Here is a 16,225-nt window from a genome sequence, read left to right on the forward strand (position 1 = left end):
CGACGCGGCCGCGGTGGCCCAAACAAGAAAAATTGTTCAGTTAAGAAAAAATATATAAAAAAAAGAAACATTTTGTCCCGCCACAGAAATCGGCGGGGGCCGACGCGCAACGGAAAGAGCAGATGAATGCACCTGAAGTAAATGTACACATCGCTGCCGGTCGTCAGCGCGTGCCCAGTCGATGCCGGCGGCCGAACCACCGCGGCCCCGCGAAACGGCGCTCCGCCGACTGAGCGCGCCGTCATCCGCATCGCCGATGCCATCGATCGCGCCGTCGATGCCCAGGATTGGCGCTCGCCCGCAGCTACTTCGCCGAACGCGTCACCGTCGACTTCAGCAGCCTGAGCGGACAGCCTCCGGCCACCATCGCCTCGGACGACCTGATCGGGACCTGGGCAGCGAATCTCAGGGGCAGCAAGACCAGCCTGCATCTGCGCACCAACCACCAGGTCGCCATCGACGCCAACGCCGCGACCGTCTTCTCCAACGGCTACGCCTGGAACCGGATGGAAGGCAATGGCGACCCGCTCTGGGAAGTCTGGGGCACCTACGAACACCACCTGACCCGTTCGGGCGCCGGCTGGAGAGTCGACGGCTTCACATTCCGCATGACGCACGAGCGCGGCAACCCGTGGGTCAAGACGACCCCCGGACAGGATCGGCATTGATCATTGGATCGGGATCGGAACGACATCGTGACCATGTCCTACTACACCCTCGGCAACAGCGGGCTGCGTGTCACCCGGCTGGCACTCGGAACCATGACCTTCGGCACCGAATGGGGCTGGGGCGCCGACAAGGAGACCGCGCGCGCGCTGGTCGATGCCTATGTCGAGGCAGGCGGTAATTTCTTCGATACGGCCGACGCCTATACCGGCGGCACCTCCGAGACCTGGCTTGGCGAGTTCATCGCCGAGCGCGGTTTGCGCGACAAGGCGGTAATCAGCACCAAGTTCAGCATGAATCTGGAGCAGGGCAATCCGAATGCCGGCGGCAATGGCCGCAAGAACATCATCCGCGCCGTCGATAGCTCGCTGAGGCGGCTCGGCACCGACTATATCGACCTTTATATCTGCACGCCTGGGACAGGCTGACATCGCCGGAAGAGGTGATGCGGACACTGGACGATCTGGTGCGCGCCGGAAAGGTCCGCCATGTCGGCCTCTCCGACGTTCCCGCCTGGTATGCCAGCAGGGCACAATCCGTCGCCGAGCACCGTGGCCACGAACCAATTTCGGCGCTGCAACTCGAATATTCGCTGGCCGAGCGCAACATCGAGCATGAATTCGTGCCGTTCGGCACGCGCTACGGTGCCGGCATCATGGTCTGGAGCCCACTGGCAAGCGGCCTGCTGAGTGGCAAATATCGTTCGGATACAATCAACAAGGCCGGTGGCAGGCTGGAGACGATGCGCGGTTCCACCAATCCCGGCTTCCAGAAATTCACCGACCGCAACTGGGCAATCGTTGCCGAACTGGAGAAAATTGCCGGCGAACTCGGCCGTGGCATGGCCCAAATCGCCTTGAACTGGGCAGCGACACGACCCGGTGTCGCCTCGGTGATCATCGGGGCGACCAGGCTGGATCAACTCAAGGACAATCTCGGCGCGCTGGATTTCGAGATTCCGCGGGAGCTTCTGGCAAGGCTCGACGCGGTCAGCCGGCCGGTCACGCCGTTCCCGTACTCGTTCTTCGGCCCGGAAATCCAGGGCGGCCTCACCGGGGGTCAGGCGGTCGGCGACAAGCCGGCTGGCTACTTCCCGGAGCTGCTCATGAAAGGCACTTTTGCCGGCGTGAGTTAAACAAAAGGCGAGAGGATTTTCCGGCTCGGGCGCCGCGTGACATCGCGGCGCCCTTCGTGTATCGGAACGCCATTGTTCCTGGGCGACGCCTGCGCGAAGGTAGCCACCCGGAACGCGTCACATGCCAAACGACGAGGACCAGAATGACGGTGAAGCCCCTCTACCGACGTGTCTTGCTGAAAGCGTCGGGCGAAGCGTTGATGGGCGAACAGCATTTCGGCATCGACGTTTCCGTCGTGGACCGCATCGCGGCCGACATCGCCGAGGCGCGTGCACTGGGCATCGAGGTCGGCGTCGTCATCGGCGGCGGCAACATCTTTCGCGGCGTGGCCGTTGCCTCCAAGGGTGGCGACCGCGTCACCGGCGACCATATGGGCATGCTTGCCACGGTCATCAATTCGCTGGCGCTGCGCACGTCTTTGAACAAGATCGGTGTCGACGCCGTGGTGCTGTCGGCGATCGCCATGCCCGAGCTTTGCGAGAGCTTTTCGCAGCGCCAGGCGACCGCCTACATGAACCAGGGCAAGGTGGTGATCTTTGCCGGTGGCACCGGCAATCCGTTCTTCACCACTGATTCGGCCGCGGCACTTCGCGCGGCTGAAATCGGCGCCGACGCGCTGTTCAAGGGTACTCAGGTCGACGGTGTCTACTCGGCGGACCCGAAGAAGGACCCGAATGCGACGCGCTTCGAGCGCATCAGCCATGGCGAAGTCATAAAACGCGGCCTCTCCATCATGGATACGGCAGCGATTGCACTTGCGCGCGAAAACAACATTCCGATAATCGTCTATTCGATCCACGAAAAAGGTGGGTTTGGCGATATTCTGAGGGGCGGCGGCCGCTGCACGGTCGTCGCGGACGATTGATCCGGGGCCTGATCCCGAAAAAGGGACGCCGGTTTTCGAAAATCAGGCTCGAACACGGGGCCTTGCCCCGAAGCAGTGAACCCGCGCTAGACGGGTCGAGGAGATTAAGATGAGTGGTGAGTACGACGATCTCAAGCGGCGCATGGACGGGGCAATCGCGGCGTTCAAGCATGATCTGGCTTCGCTGCGGACCGGTCGCGCCTCCAGCAATCTGCTCGACGCGATCCAGGTGCAGGCCTACGGCACCACCATGCCGATCAATCAGGTCGCCAACGTTTCGGTGCCGGAGCCGCGCATGATCTCGGTGTCGGTCTGGGACAAGGCGATGGTCGGCGCGGTTGACCGTGCCATCCGCGAATCCAATCTGGGGTTCAACCCGATCGTCGATGGCACCAATCTCAGGATTCCGCTGCCCGAGCTCAACGAACAGCGCCGCAAGGAACTGGTCAAGATCTCGCACGGCTACGCCGAGAACGCCCGTGTCGCCGCGCGCCATGTGCGCCGCGATGGCATGGACTTCCTGAAGAAGGCGGAAAAGGACGGCGACATCAGCGAGGACGATCAGCGCAAGCGCTCCGACCAGGTCCAGAAACTAACCGACGAAACGATCAGCACCATCGACCACCTGCTTTCCGACAAGGAAGCTGAAATCATGCAGGTTTAGGGTTTTGGCCATCGGCTGACCCGAAAGCGAGAACATGGCAACGCCCGCGCATGTCGCGATCATCATGGACGGAAACGGACGCTGGGCCAAGGCGCGCGGCATGCCTCGTCTTGCTGGTCATCGTGCCGGCGTCGAGGCGCTGCGCAAGACGGTGCGCGCCGCACCCGGGCTCGGCATCTCCTTCCTGACCGTCTATGCCTTCTCGTCGGAGAACTGGTCGCGGCCGAAGTCCGAGGTCAGCGACCTGATGGGCCTGCTGAAATTGTTTATCCGCCGTGATCTGGCCGACCTGCACCAGAGTGGCGTGCGGGTCAGAATCATCGGCGACAGGGCAGGGCTGCAGTCCGACATCAGGGGGCTGCTCGACGAGGCCGAATCGCTGACTGCCGCAAATGAAGCGCTGACGCTGGTGATCGCCTTCAACTATGGCGGACGCGACGAGATCGTGCGCACGGCCCGCAAGCTTGCCGCAGCCGTGGCGCGTGGCGAACTCGACAGTGAGGCGATCACCGCCGAAAGCTTTGCCGGTTCCCTCGACACGCAAGGCATTCCCGACCCGGAACTGGTCATCCGCACCAGCGGCGAGCTCCGGCTGTCGAACTTCCTTCTGTGGCAGGCTGCCTATAGCGAACTCGTCTTCCTGCCTTGCTACTGGCCCGATTTCAGCCGCGAGCACCTCGCCGAGGCCTTGCGCGAATTTGCCGGCCGCGACCGCCGTTTCGGCGGACTTGGCCCGCAGGATGTCGCTTCGCGACCGGCCGCAGGATGAGCAATCTCCAGCTTCGCGTCATTTCGGCAATCGTGCTTGCCATCATCACCCTCGGCTTGACCTGGCTCGGTGGCCTGCCGTTCCGGTTGCTGTGCGCCGTGATGGCGGCGGTGATCTTCTACGAATGGACCCGCATGTCGCGCCCGGCCGCGGCCTCGGGGCTGGGTTTCCTGCCGGAAGCGCTGCTGGTTGTTTTCATCGGCGCCTTGATCTCGGGCTTTGCCGCATGGTGGCTGCTGGCACTTGTCGTGGTCATGGTTGCCGCAACGGCGATTGCCGCCTCGGTTCGCAAGGCCGGACAATGGGATGCGAGCGGCCTTGCCTATGCCAGCGTTTCAGGCCTGTCGCTCGCTCTGCTGCGCGATGGTGACCGTTCAGGCCTCGTCGCGATCCTGTTCCTGTTCGCGGTCGTCTGGGCCACCGATATCTTTGCCTATTTCGTTGGCCGTGCCGTCGGCGGCCCGAAACTGGCGCCGTCGATCTCTCCCGGCAAGACACGCAGCGGCGCGCTCGGCGGCGCTGCCGGCGGCGTTGTGGCCGGGCTCGTCCTGGCCGCGGTGGCCGGCGCCGGCAATCTGGCATTGCTCGGCCTGGTGGCGCTGGTGCTGTCGATTGTCGCCCAGGCCGGCGACTTGTTTGAATCCTGGGTCAAACGCCGCCACGGCCGCAAGGATTCGGGTACGCTCATACCGGGCCACGGCGGTGTCATGGACCGTGTCGACGGGCTTGTCGCGGCAGGTTTCGCCCTGTACGTCATCGGTTGGATTTCGGCGACCGCCGATCATCCGGCGCAGGGGCTGTTTCCGGTTTGAGTGGTGTCATTTCAGGGGCCGATGCGCCGCGCGCCTTGGATTCGCCTGGATTGATGCCACAGTCACGGCGCTATCCGCGTCGCGGAAGAATTTGAGGATTTATCTTGAACGAGATTCTTCACGCGCTTTTCAGCACCGAAGGCTTCGTCCTCGGCACGCTCGTGCCTTTCCTCTTTGTGCTGACCGTGGTCGTGTTCGTCCATGAAATGGGCCACTACCTCGTTGGGCGCTGGTGCGGCATCGGGGTCAAGGCCTTCTCGATCGGCTTCGGCCCGGAGCTCTTGGGCTTCAGCGATAGCCATGGCACGCGCTGGAAACTGTGCGCGATACCGCTTGGCGGCTATGTCAAATTCGTCGGCGACATGAATGCCACCTCGAGCCAGCCCACTTCGGAAGAGATGGAAACGCTGACCGAGGAGGAGCGCAAGGTCGCCTTTCACACGCAGCCGATCTGGAAGCGCGCGGCGACTGTGGTCGCCGGGCCGCTGTTCAATTTCCTGCTGACGATCGTCGTCTTTACCGTTTTGTTTTCCGCCTATGGCCGCTATGTCGCCGAGCCGATGGTCGCAGAGGTGACCGCTGACAGCCCCGCGGCGAAAGCCGGCATCCTGCCCGGTGACCGATTCGTCAGCGTCGACGGCAGCAAGGTCGAAACCTTTGGCGACGTCCAACGCCTGGTTTCGGGACGCGCCGGCGACACCATCACTTTCGTCATGCTACGCGACGGCAAGGAGGTGACGGTGACCGCGGCGCCGCGGCTGATGGAGCAGGAAGACGCGCTCGGCAACAAGGTCAAGGTCGCCGTGATCGGCGTCGTCAACAACAAGGAACTCGGCCAGCCGAGGTTCGTCACCTACACGCCCGTCGGCGCGGTTGCGGCGGCAGTCGAGGAGACCGGGCATGTCATCCAGCGCACCGGTCAGTTCCTGCAGCGTTTCGTTGTCGGGCGCGAGGATAAATGTCAGCTGGGCGGCCCTGTGAAGATCGCCGACATGGCCGGCAAGGCAGCGAAACTGGGGTTCGAATGGCTCGTGCAACTGATTGCGCTGCTGTCTGTCGGCATCGGGTTTCTGAACCTTTTGCCGATTCCCCCCCTCGACGGCGGCCATCTCTTGTTCTACGGGGTGGAGGCCGTCATTCGCCGTCCGGTGTCGGATCGGATGATGGAAATGGCCTATCGGGCCGGGTTGCTTCTGGTGCTGTGCTTCATGGGTTTCGTTTTCTGGAACGATCTGTTTGGGTGCTGAAATCATGAAGAAATTTGGCTTTGGCATGGACGATGTTGAGACGCCGTTTACCATGCACGGGGATATGAGTGACGCGAAAGCCACGCCGCAGGGTTAAGTAAATACAAATTAACCAGAAGCCTTGCGTGTAGGGAAAATCCGGTTAATACGGTAGGGGAAATTACCGCACGTCCGGTTTTCTCGCCGTGGGGACTACGAGAAAAGGTTATTAAGCCCGATGAAGGCAGCATCCAAGTTTCTGAGCGCCGCTTCCGCGGTGACCCTGTCCGCGGCTCTTGTCGTGCCAGGCGCGCTCGCAGTGCAGTTCGTTGCCACATCGGCGGCCGAAGCCGCTGTCGTCAGCAGAGTCGAAGTGAGCGGCAACCAGCGTGTCGACGCTGATACCATCCGCAATTACATCACAATCAAGCCGGGCAAGGCCTTTTCCAGTTCCGATATCGACAGTGCGATCAAGGCGCTGTTCGGCACCGGCCTGTTCTCGGACGTGCAGATCAACCAGGTCGGCTCGACGCTGGTGGTCAAGGTTGCCGAATACCAGGTCGTCAACCAGGTGCTGTTCCAGAATAACAAGAAGCTCAAGGACAATGCGCTTGCGGCGGCCGTGCAATTGAAGCCGCGCGGAACGTTTTCGCAGGCGACGCTCGATGCCGACGTCGAGGCGGTCAAGGCTGCCTACAGGCGCATTGGCCGCGACGATGCGACGGTGACCACGCAGGTCATGCAGCTTGGCGACAACCGCGTGAACGTGGTCTTCAACATCAATGAAGGTGACCGCACGCAGATCGCGGCGATCAATTTCGTCGGCAACAGCGCCTATTCCAGCCGCCGTCTGTCGGATGTGATCAACACCAAGCGTTCGTCCTGGGTTTCCTTCATCCTGCGCGACGACGTCTATGACGACGACAAGCTGCGCGCCGACCAGGAATTGCTGCGCCGTTTCTACTACAATCACGGCTATGCCGATTTCCAGGTCGTGTCCGCCGTCGGCGAGCTCGACAACGCGACGAACAAGTACACGGTCACCATCACCGTCCAGGAAGGCGACCGGTACACGTTCGGTGATGTCAGCGTCGAAAGCACGATCCCGGAAGTCGACAGCAAGTCGCTGGAATCGGTGGTCGAAACCCGCAAGGGCGACGTCTACAACGCCAAGGACGTCGAGGACACCATCATTGCGCTGACCGAGAAGGTGGCCGGTTCCGGCTATGCCTTCGCTCAGGTGACGCCGCGCGGCGACCGCAATTTCGAGAACCACACCATTTCGGTGGTGTACACCATCGACCAGGGCACCAAGGCCTATATCGAGCGCATCGAGATCCGCGGCAACGACCGCACGCGTGACTATGTCATTCGCCGCGAGTTCGACGTCAGCGAAGGTGATGCCTTCAACCAGGTGCTCATCCAGCGCGCGAAGAAACGCCTGGAAGCCCTCAATTACTTTGACAAAGTCGACATCTCGACGGTGCCGGGATCGCAGCCCGACCAGGTCGTGCTGGTGGTCGACGTGGTCGAGAAGTCGACCGGCGAGTTTTCGGTTGGTGCCGGCTATTCGACCGGCGGCGACACGGCTGGTCCGTCCGTCGAAGGATCGATCACCGAGCGCAACTTCCTCGGCCGTGGCCAGTTCATCAAGCTGTCGGCGGGTGGCGGCAAGAATTCGCGCGACTACAGCATTTCGTTCACAGAGCCGTATTTCCTCGGACGGCGCATCGCAGCCGGCTTCGACGTCTTCAAGCAGACGAGGAACTATGATCACTACGACAGCGATACCGTTGGCGCCACGGTGCGCTTCGGCTTGCCGATCACCAACAGCATCTCGACCCAGGTCGCGTATAATATCTCGCAGGAGAAGTACAAACTCGACGATGGTTGTGTGACCGCTGGGGTTTACGATCCTTCAAAGTGCAGTGTTTCCACGGCTATCCTGGATGGTATCGATCAAAGTCCGTGGATCAAATCGTCGGTCAGCCTTGGGCTGGTTTACAACACCATCGACGACATGAAGAATCCGCACGAAGGCATCTACGCTACCACGACGGCCGAGTTTGCCGGCCTTGGCGGCGATGCCAAGTACGTAAAGTTGACCGGGCGCGGCAGCGTCTACCAGACGCTTTCGGAGCAGTTTGATCTGGTCGGCCTCGTTTCGGCCGGCGCGGGTCATGTCGAGGGTTACGGCAGCGGCGATTTGCGTATCTTCGATCAGTTCCAGAGCACTGACCGCATGATCCGCGGCTTTGCCTATGGCGGCATTGGCCCCGTAGATCCCCTCACGGGTGATCATCTCGGTGGCACCACCTATTTCAATGCCTCGGCGGAAGCGCAGTTCCCACTGCCTGTCGTTCCGGAAAGCTTCGGTCTGCGCGGCGCCGTATTTGCTGACGCGGCTACGCTCTACGGCAGCAAGATCACCAGTGTTGCTCAGGAGTCGACGGATCTGAAACTGCGCGCCTCGGTCGGCCTCGGCTTGATGTGGGCGTCCCCTTTCGGTCCGATCCGTATCGACTATGCGATCCCGGTCAAGAAGGAAGCGCGCGACGACGTGCAGGAATTCAACTTCGGCATATCGACCCGCTTCTGATCGGCGGCCAACGATGCTCCCGGGTCTAGGTCCGGGAGAAATGTTCCGACCTAGCTGGATATAGCTTCTGGAATGACCGATCCGGTGTTCTTCGCGCCATCACGCCGGTATACGGCGGGCGAAGTCGCGAATCTGACCGGCTCGGTGCTTGTCGATTCCGGCCAATCCAATGTTTCGATCGCAGCGCTCGCGCCAGCAAACGAAGGCGGCGAGAATGCACTCGTTTTCGTCGATGGCAGGCGCAATTCCGCGCTGATGCCGTCGCTGCGGGCGGCCGCGGTGCTGTGTCCGGCGGAATTCGCCAGCAAGGCGCCGGCTGGCGTCGCCGTTCTGGTCCATCCGCGTCCGCAACAGGCATTCGCGCTGGTCGGGCGTCTGCTGTTTCCGACGGCCGCAACACCTGGGCCAATGACCAGTGAAACCGGTGTCTCGCCGCATGCCCATGTCGATCCGACGGCGCATGTCGAAGCAGGTGTGATCATCGAAGCAGGCGCGGTCATCGGGCCGGGTGCTTCGATCGGCGGCGGTACCGTCATCGCGCCCAACGCGGTCGTCGGACAATCCTGCCAGATCGGCCGCGACGGCTATGTCGGTCCGGGCGCCAGCATCCAGTATGCCTTGATCGGCAACCGCGTCATCATCCATGGCGGCGCCAGGATCGGCCAGGATGGTTTTGGCTTCGTCGGCGGTGCCAAGGGACCCGAACGCGTGCCCCAGGTTGGCCGTGTGGTCATTCAGGACGACGTCGAGATCGGCTCGAACACCACCGTCGATCGCGGCGCCATGTCCGATACGATCATCGGCCAAGGCACCAAGATCGACAATCTCGTGCAGATCGCCCATAACGTCCGCATCGGCCGCAATTGCATAATAGCCGGGCTTTCGGGTATTTCGGGTTCCGTGGTCGTGGGCGACAATGTCACCATGGGCGGCGGCGTCGGGCTTGCGGATCACCTGACCATCGGGGCAGGAGCCAAGCTTGCCGCCAGAAGTGGATTTATGAGCAATGTCCCTGCAGGCGAGATCTGGGGCGGTTATCCGGCACAGCCGATGGCGGAAGCCATGCGGGAAATAGCCATGCTGCGCAAGCTCGCCAGGACCCGCAAACAGAGCGAGGGAGGCAATGGCTGACATGATCGCTTCGACGACGCTGGAAGCGGTCGACATCATGGGGCTGATGAAGCTCCTGCCGCACCGCTATCCGTTCCTGATGATCGACCGCATCGTAGACATCGATGGCGACGAGTCAGCCGTCGGCATCAAGAACGTGACCATAAACGAGCCGCATTTTCAGGGCCATTTCCCTGAGCAGCCGGTCATGCCGGGCGTGCTCATCGTCGAGGCGATGGCGCAGACGGCCGGCGCCATCTGTATCCGCAGCCTGGGCACCGAAAAGCCGTCATTGGTCTATTTCCTGACCATAGACAACGCCAAATTCCGCAAACCGGTCGTTCCCGGCGACCAGTTGAAAATCTACGTCAAGAAAATCAAGAAACGCGGCAACCTGCTCAAATTCGCTTGTGAAGCCATGGTCGACGGCGCCAAGGCGGCCGAGGCCGAAATTTCAGCCATGATGGTCACCAGCGACTGACGATCGAATGCTTATGAAAATCAAAACATCCATCCATGCTTCCTCTGTTGTGGAGGAAGGCGCTCAAATCGGCCAAGGCGTGCGCATCGGACCGTTTTGTCACGTCGGCGCCGATGCGGTGATCGGCGACGGTGTCGAACTGGTCAGCCATGTCTCGGTGATGGGCGCGACCACCATCGGTGCGTCGACCAAGGTCTACCCGATGGCGATACTGGGCGGACCGCCGCAGAACACCAAGCACAAGGGCGGCCGCACCACCCTGGTCATCGGCGCGAACTGCACGATCCGCGAAGGCGTGACCATGCATCTCGGCACCGATTCCAGCCGCGGCGAGACGACGGTTGGCGACAATGGCAATTTCCTCGCCTACGCCCACATCGCCCATGATTGCGTCGTCGGCAACAATGCAACGTTCGCCAACGGGGCAACGCTGGGCGGCCACTGCGAGGTCGGCAACAATGTCTATATCGGCGGCCTGACGGCGGTTCATCAGTTTGTCCGCGTAGGCGACAATGCCTTCCTGGGTGGCTGCTCCGCGATCGTCGGCGACGTCATTCCCTATGCCATCGCGGTCGGCAACCGCGCCAGTCTGCGCGGCCTCAACATCATTGGCCTGAAGCGTTCCGGACTGCCGAGGTCCGAAATCCATCTGCTGCGCAAGGCCTACAGGATGATCTTCGATCGCTCTCGCACCGTTGGCGAGAACATCGAGTTCGCCAAGGCCGAATTCGCCTCGTCGCCGACCGCCATGAAGATCGTCGATTTCATCACCAGTCGCGGCAAGCGGCACTATGCGGTGCCGTCGCTCAAGGGCGGCGATGGCGACGATGTCGATGACGAAGACTGAGATCGCGGCAGCGGTTCTTGATCTTCCGCCGGGCGCCCGGGTCGGCATCATCGCCGGCGGCGGCAGCCTGCCGGTCGAAGTCGCGGCCGGCTCGGCGCAACGAGGTTACCCTCCCTTTGTCATCCTGATGGAAGGTGAGGCGGATCGCATGGCGGAGCTCTCCCGGTATGAGCAGGAAAGCCTCGCCCTGGAGGATATCGGGTCGCTGATACCCTTGTTGAGGCGGCACCGGATTACCCATCTGGTGCTTGCCGGCGAGATCAAGCGCAGGCCACGATTGCTTGCGCTGCGTCCCAGTCTCAGCCTGCTGGCGGTGATCCCCGTCGTGGTCATGGCGCTGGCGCGTGGCGACGATGGCCTGCTGAAGGTCGTGGCACGAGGTCTCGAAGCGCGTGGCATAAAGGTCGTCGGCGCTCACGAAATCGTACCGAACCTTGTGGCGGCCGAAGGCGTCCTGACCAAAGCCACGCCACGCAAATCGGACTGGCTCGACATCGAGGCTGGCCTTGCGGCGGCAAAGGCCATAGGGGCGCTGGATATCGGCCAGGCGGCGATCGCGGTCGGTGGCCGCACCATTGCGCTCGAAGGCATCGAGGGGACAGCCGGACTGCTCGATCGTGCGAAGCTGCTGCGCGGCCACGGCCGTATCGCGGGCAAGACCCGCGGCGTCCTGGTCAAATGCGCCAAGCCCGGCCAGGAACTGCGCGCGGATCTTCCTTCCATCGGTCCGCAGACGATCGAGGCGGTGCATGCGGCCGGACTTGCCGGCATTGCCGTCGAGGCGGGACGATCGCTGATTCTCGAAGGCCCTCAAACCATCGCGCGCGCCAACGCACTCGGTCTGTTCGTCATCGGTCTGCCTGCCGCCACGGAGCCGCACCATGGCTGACAGGGCGTTGAAAGTCGCAATCGTCGCCGGCGAGGAGTCCGGCGACTTGCTTGGCGCCGATATCGTGCGTTCGCTCAAGCAGGCTACCGGGCGCGAAGTGCAACTCGTTGGTCTCGGCGGCCGCCATTTGCAGGCGCTGGGACTGGTGTCGCCATTCGATGCCGGTGAGATCGCGCTGATGGGGTTCAGCGCTATTCTGCGCGACCTGCCGCGCCTGATGCGGCGGATCGGCCAACTGGCCAAAACCGTTGCGGACGAGAAGCCCGATTGCCTCATCACCATCGACAGCCCGGACTTTTCGTTGCGTGTCGCCAGGAAGGTGCGGGCGGCCAATCCGTCGATTCCGATCATCCACTATGTCTGCCCAAGTGTGTGGGCGTGGCGGCCGGGCAGGGCGGTCGCGATGAAGCCCTATGTCGACCATATCCTCTGCATCCTGCCGTTCGAGGTGAAGGAACTCGAGCGGCTGGGCGGCCCGCCCGGAACCTATGTCGGGCATCGCCTCACGCATGATGCAGGCGTGCTCGGCGCCGCGAAGGCGCAGGACCTGCCGCGAGATCTTGCTGCGGATCGCGTCAAGACGCTGCTCGTCCTGCCCGGTTCGCGGCGCGGCGAGGTGCGGCGTCTGCTCGACCCGTTCGGGGAGACGGTTTCGATGCTGCGCGCGCGCGGGCATCGTCTGCGGCTGCTGCTGCCGACGGTGCCGCATGTCGCCGACCTCGTCAGATCCTCGGTCAACCGTTGGGATGAAAAACCCGAGATCATTGTTGATCCCCAACGCAAATGGCAGGCCTTCGGCAAGGCCGACGCGGCGCTGATCGCTTCCGGGACGGTATCGCTGGAACTGGCGCTGGCCGGTGTGCCGATGGTCTCCTGCTACAGGGTCGATCCCGTCGTGCGCGTCGTGGCGCCTTACCTTTTGTCCGTCTGGTCGGCGCTGCTGCCCAACCTGATCGCGGATCGCGCGCTGGTTCCGGAATTCTACAACGAGTACGTCAAGCCGAACAATCTGGCCCGGCAGTTGGAAGCGCTGTTCGCCGACAGCGGCATGCGCGCCTGGCAGAAGCAGGGCTTTGCCGAGATCGCCAGGCGCATGGCGACAGACAAGCCATCCGGCGAGATCGCCGCCCAGGTGGTCATGCGGTGCATCAAGAGAGCGAATAGCGAGTAGGGAGTAGAAATACCAACTATTCGCTACTCGCTATTCCCTACTCACTCTCATCACCGCTTGGCGATCGGCACGTAGTCGCGCTCCGGCGCACCGGTATAGAGCTGGCGCGGGCGGCCGATCTTCTGGCGCGGGTCCTCGATCATCTCCTTCCACTGCGCGATCCAGCCGACGGTGCGGGCGACCGCGAACAGCACGGTGAACATGGTGGTGGGGAAGCCCAGCGCCTTCAGCGTGATGCCGGAATAGAAGTCGACATTCGGGTAGAGCTTCTTCTCGATGAAATAGGGATCGGTCAGCGCGATCTTTTCCAGCTCCATGGCGATGTCGAGCAGCGGATCGTCCTTGATGCCAAGCTCGCCCAGAACCTCGTGCGCCGTCTTCTGCATGATCTTGGCGCGCGGATCGTAATTCTTGTAGACCCGGTGGCCAAAGCCCATCAGCCGGAACGGGTCGTTCTTGTCCTTGGCGCGGGCGATGAATTCCGGGATGTGATCGACATGGCCGATCTCGCCCAGCATGTTGAGTGCCGCTTCATTGGCGCCGCCATGCGCCGGGCCCCACAGGCAAGCGATGCCGGCGGCGATGCAGGCGAACGGGTTGGCGCCCGAGGAGCCGGCGAGACGCACGGTCGAGGTCGAGGCGTTCTGCTCGTGATCGGCGTGCAGGATGAAGATGCGCTCCATGGCGCGCGCCAGCACCGGATTGATCTTGTATTCCTCGCACGGCACGGCAAAGCACATGTGCAGGAAGTTGGCGGCGAAGTTCAGCTCGTTCTTCGGGTAAATGAAGGGCTGGCCGATGTGGTATTTGTAGGCCATAGCCGCGATCGTCGGCATCTTGGCGATCAGCCGCATGGAGGCAACCATGCGCTGGTAGGGGTCGGAGATGTCGGTGGAGTCGTGGTAGAAGGCCGACAACGCGCCGACCACGCCGCACATCACCGCCATCGGGTGCGCGTCGCGGCGGAAGCCGGTGAAGAAGCGCGACATCTGTTCGTGCACCATGGTGTGGCGGGTCACGCGGTAATCGAAATCGTCCTTCTGCGCCTTGGTCGGCAATTCGCCGTAGAGCAGGAGGTAGCAGACCTCGAGGAAGTCGCCATGTTCGGCCAGTTGGTCGATCGGATAGCCACGGTGCAAGAGGATGCCCGCATCGCCATCGATGAAGGTGATCTCGGACTCGCAGCTTGCGGTCGAGGTGAAGCCGGGATCGTATGTGAAGGCGCCGGTGGTGCTGTAGAGCGAGGCGATGTCGATGACATCTGGCCCGACCGAGCCGCTTCGCACCTTGAACTCGTGGGTCTTGCCGGCGAATTCAAGCGTTGCCGTGGCCTCTTTGGTCGTGCCGCCCAAATCCAGTTTTTTAGCAGCTTCGGTCATTGCAAACTCCTTCTTGTTTCCTCATGCCGGCAAAGGCAAAATTCTGCAGGGCGACACGTCGAAATCACCGCAATGCACTTATTCGCCACCGCGTTTTAGGAGGTGCGTGCCAGATTGGGCCAAGGCCTAATGTTGCACTGCGAAACGCGCCTTTCAATGCCAATCTTCTTGGGCCAGTTTGCTCCTAATCGATTTGATCCGCTATTCGCGCCAGGCTTTCCTCGCGCCCGAGCACGGCAAGCACGTCGAACACACCCGGCGAGGTGCTTTTGCCGGTCAGGGCGGCGCGCAAAGGCTGGGCCACCGCGCCAAGCTTGTGGCCGCCGGCCTGTGCATAGTCGCGGACCGCGGCCTCGGCCGCAGTGGCCGTCCAGTCGCCTGATAGCGCGTTCAAAGCTTCATGAGCGCCGCGCAGGATCTTGCGCGCGTCTTCGTTGAGCAAAAGTGCCGCCTTGTCGTCGATCGGCAGCGGTCGCGTGGCGAACAGGAACGCGGCGCCGTCGACAAGCTCGACCAGCGTCTTGGCGCGCTCCTTCAGGCCCGGCAGCGCGGCGAGCAGCTGTGCCTTGTTCCTGTCGTCGAGGCGCGCGGCCATCGCCGGACCACCCTCGAGGTAGGGCAAGGTGGCGATGAACATATCGAACAGCTCGGCATCGCTCATGCGGCGCATATGGACGCCGTTCAGGGCCTCCAGCTTGGCGAAGTCGAAGCGGGCCGCACCCTTGTTGACATCGCCGATATCGAACCAGGCGATCATGTCCTTGATCGACATGATCTCGTCGTCGCCATGGCTCCAGCCGAGCCGCGCCAGATAGTTGAGCAGCGCCTCCGGCAGGTAGCCCATGGCGCGATAGGCCTCGACGCCGAGCGCGCCGTGCCGCTTCGACAGCTTGGCGCCATCGGCGCCGTGGATCAGCGGGATATGCGACATCGACGGCACGTCCCAGCCCATGGCGTTGTAGATCACGGTCTGGCGGGCGGCATTGGTCAAATGGTCGTCGCCGCGGATGATATGGGTGACGCCCATGTCGTGGTCGTCGACGACGACGGCATGCATGTAGGTCGGGTTGCCGTCCGAACGCAGGATGATGAAGTCGTCGAGATCCTTGTTGGGGAAGCGCACCTCGCCCTGGACACGATCGTGCACCACAGTCTCGCCCTCGACCGGCGCCTTGATGCGGATAGCACCCTTGACGCCGGCAGGCGCCTCGGAGGGGTCGCGGTCACGCCAGCGGCCATCATAGCGGGGCGGCAGGCCCTTGGCGCGTGCTGCCTCGCGCATTGCCTCGAGCTCGGCAGGTGTCTCGTAGCTGTAGTAGGCCTTGCCCATGCGCACGAGTTCCACGGCCACCTCGCGATGGCGCGGCGCACGCTCGAACTGCGAGACGGCCTCGCCCTCCCAGGAGAGGCCGAGCCAGGTGAGCCCGTCGATAATGGCTGCGGTCGCGGCATCGTTGGAGCGCTCGCGATCGGTGTCCTCGATGCGCAGCAGCATCGTGCCGCCGGTGTGCTTTGCATACAGCCAGTTGAACAGCGCGGTGCGCGCGCCGCCAATGTGCAGGTAACCGGTGGGCGAGGGGGCAAAACGGGTGACGACCTTGTCGGACATGA

The 16,225-nt window shown here is 62.6% G+C and carries 15 protein-coding genes and 1 pseudogene; 13 read left to right on the forward strand and 3 right to left on the reverse strand.

Features of this window, described 5'->3' with window-relative positions; genetic code table 11:
* On the reverse strand, positions 1-263 hold a 263-nt coding region (locus tag ACFSQT_RS34040), incomplete at its 3' end, for a hypothetical protein (RefSeq protein WP_379026301.1).
* Between the two features lie 24 nt (positions 264-287).
* Here ACFSQT_RS34040 and ACFSQT_RS34045 point away from each other — a divergent pair.
* The 13 genes and pseudogenes from ACFSQT_RS34045 to lpxB all read left to right on the forward strand — a co-directional run bounded on the left by ACFSQT_RS34045 (position 288) and on the right by lpxB (position 13,235).
* Positions 288-668 (forward strand): nuclear transport factor 2 family protein, encoded by a 381-nt coding sequence (locus ACFSQT_RS34045; protein ID WP_379026302.1) that lies wholly within the window; start codon positions 288-290, stop codon positions 666-668.
* A 27-nt stretch (positions 669-695) separates the two neighbouring features.
* Positions 696-1,801: pseudogene (locus tag ACFSQT_RS34050) on the forward strand (aldo/keto reductase).
* Positions 1,802-1,944: 143 nt separating this feature from the next.
* Positions 1,945-2,667 carry a UMP kinase gene (gene pyrH, locus ACFSQT_RS34055; protein WP_111546675.1) on the forward strand — a complete coding sequence of 241 codons (723 nt, stop codon included), beginning with the start codon at positions 1,945-1,947 and terminating at the stop codon, positions 2,665-2,667.
* A 109-nt stretch (positions 2,668-2,776) separates the two neighbouring features.
* Complete coding sequence (frr, locus tag ACFSQT_RS34060) at positions 2,777-3,331, forward strand: ribosome recycling factor (protein WP_379026304.1); 555 nt, start codon at positions 2,777-2,779, stop codon at positions 3,329-3,331.
* A 34-nt stretch (positions 3,332-3,365) separates the two neighbouring features.
* The gene (locus ACFSQT_RS34065) at positions 3,366-4,100 is read left to right on the forward strand and encodes an isoprenyl transferase (protein ID WP_379026306.1); all 735 of its coding nucleotides are present in this window, start codon (positions 3,366-3,368) and stop codon (positions 4,098-4,100) included.
* Positions 4,097-4,912, forward strand: a complete 816-nt coding sequence (locus ACFSQT_RS34070; RefSeq protein ID WP_379026308.1) for a phosphatidate cytidylyltransferase — start codon at positions 4,097-4,099, stop codon at positions 4,910-4,912. Before ACFSQT_RS34065 ends, ACFSQT_RS34070 begins: the two co-directional genes overlap by 4 nt.
* Before the next feature lie 104 nt (positions 4,913-5,016).
* Positions 5,017-6,159 carry an RIP metalloprotease RseP gene (gene rseP, locus ACFSQT_RS34075; RefSeq protein ID WP_379026310.1) on the forward strand — a complete coding sequence of 381 codons (1,143 nt, stop codon included), beginning with the start codon at positions 5,017-5,019 and terminating at the stop codon, positions 6,157-6,159.
* A 217-nt stretch (positions 6,160-6,376) separates the two neighbouring features.
* Positions 6,377-8,737, forward strand: coding sequence for an outer membrane protein assembly factor BamA (gene bamA, locus ACFSQT_RS34080; RefSeq protein ID WP_379026312.1), 2,361 nt, complete (start codon positions 6,377-6,379; stop codon positions 8,735-8,737).
* A 72-nt stretch (positions 8,738-8,809) separates the two neighbouring features.
* Positions 8,810-9,868, forward strand: a complete 1,059-nt coding sequence (lpxD, locus tag ACFSQT_RS34085) for a UDP-3-O-(3-hydroxymyristoyl)glucosamine N-acyltransferase (protein WP_379026314.1) — start codon at positions 8,810-8,812, stop codon at positions 9,866-9,868.
* Positions 9,861-10,328 (forward strand): 3-hydroxyacyl-ACP dehydratase FabZ, encoded by a 468-nt coding sequence (fabZ, locus tag ACFSQT_RS34090; protein WP_027036657.1) that lies wholly within the window; start codon positions 9,861-9,863, stop codon positions 10,326-10,328. Before lpxD ends, fabZ begins: the two co-directional genes overlap by 8 nt.
* Before the next feature lie 13 nt (positions 10,329-10,341).
* Complete coding sequence (lpxA, locus tag ACFSQT_RS34095; protein ID WP_379026316.1) at positions 10,342-11,175, forward strand: acyl-ACP--UDP-N-acetylglucosamine O-acyltransferase; 834 nt, start codon at positions 10,342-10,344, stop codon at positions 11,173-11,175.
* On the forward strand, positions 11,147-12,064 hold the full coding sequence (locus ACFSQT_RS34100; RefSeq protein WP_379026318.1) for an LpxI family protein: 918 nt from the start codon (positions 11,147-11,149) through the stop codon (positions 12,062-12,064). The genes lpxA and ACFSQT_RS34100 overlap by 29 nt, the downstream gene beginning before the upstream one ends.
* Positions 12,057-13,235: a lipid-A-disaccharide synthase gene (gene lpxB / locus ACFSQT_RS34105; protein ID WP_379026320.1), complete on the forward strand. Its 1,179-nt coding sequence runs from the start codon at positions 12,057-12,059 to the stop codon at positions 13,233-13,235. Before ACFSQT_RS34100 ends, lpxB begins: the two co-directional genes overlap by 8 nt.
* Positions 13,236-13,285: 50 nt before the next feature.
* On the opposite strand, the gene gltA is transcribed toward lpxB, so the two are convergent.
* The gene (gltA, locus tag ACFSQT_RS34110) at positions 13,286-14,614 is read right to left on the reverse strand and encodes a citrate synthase (RefSeq protein ID WP_379026322.1); all 1,329 of its coding nucleotides are present in this window, start codon (positions 14,612-14,614) and stop codon (positions 13,286-13,288) included.
* Positions 14,615-14,798: 184 nt separating this feature from the next.
* Positions 14,799-16,223 (reverse strand): glutamate--tRNA ligase, encoded by a 1,425-nt coding sequence (gltX, locus tag ACFSQT_RS34115; protein WP_379026324.1) that lies wholly within the window; start codon positions 16,221-16,223, stop codon positions 14,799-14,801.
* Positions 16,224-16,225: the final 2 nt, after the last annotated feature.

It is taken from the genome of Mesorhizobium calcicola, from assembly GCF_042682105.1.
GTDB lineage: Bacteria > Pseudomonadota > Alphaproteobacteria > Rhizobiales > Rhizobiaceae > Mesorhizobium > Mesorhizobium calcicola.

Coding starts and splice junctions, on each gene's coding strand:
- pyrH (WP_111546675.1), top strand. CDS start 1,945: ATGACGGTGAAGCCCCTCTACCGACGTGTCTTGCTGAAAGCGTCGGGC.
- frr (WP_379026304.1), top strand. CDS start 2,777: ATGAGTGGTGAGTACGACGATCTCAAGCGGCGCATGGACGGGGCAATC.
- ACFSQT_RS34065 (WP_379026306.1), top strand. CDS start 3,366: ATGGCAACGCCCGCGCATGTCGCGATCATCATGGACGGAAACGGACGC.
- ACFSQT_RS34070 (WP_379026308.1), top strand. CDS start 4,097: ATGAGCAATCTCCAGCTTCGCGTCATTTCGGCAATCGTGCTTGCCATC.
- bamA (WP_379026312.1), top strand. CDS start 6,377: ATGAAGGCAGCATCCAAGTTTCTGAGCGCCGCTTCCGCGGTGACCCTG.
- lpxD (WP_379026314.1), top strand. CDS start 8,810: ATGACCGATCCGGTGTTCTTCGCGCCATCACGCCGGTATACGGCGGGC.
- fabZ (WP_027036657.1), top strand. CDS start 9,861: ATGGCTGACATGATCGCTTCGACGACGCTGGAAGCGGTCGACATCATG.
- lpxA (WP_379026316.1), top strand. CDS start 10,342: ATGAAAATCAAAACATCCATCCATGCTTCCTCTGTTGTGGAGGAAGGC.
- ACFSQT_RS34100 (WP_379026318.1), top strand. CDS start 11,147: ATGGCGACGATGTCGATGACGAAGACTGAGATCGCGGCAGCGGTTCTT.
- lpxB (WP_379026320.1), top strand. CDS start 12,057: ATGGCTGACAGGGCGTTGAAAGTCGCAATCGTCGCCGGCGAGGAGTCC.
- gltA (WP_379026322.1), bottom strand. CDS start 14,614: ATGACCGAAGCTGCTAAAAAACTGGATTTGGGCGGCACGACCAAAGAG.
- gltX (WP_379026324.1), bottom strand. CDS start 16,223: ATGTCCGACAAGGTCGTCACCCGTTTTGCCCCCTCGCCCACCGGTTAC.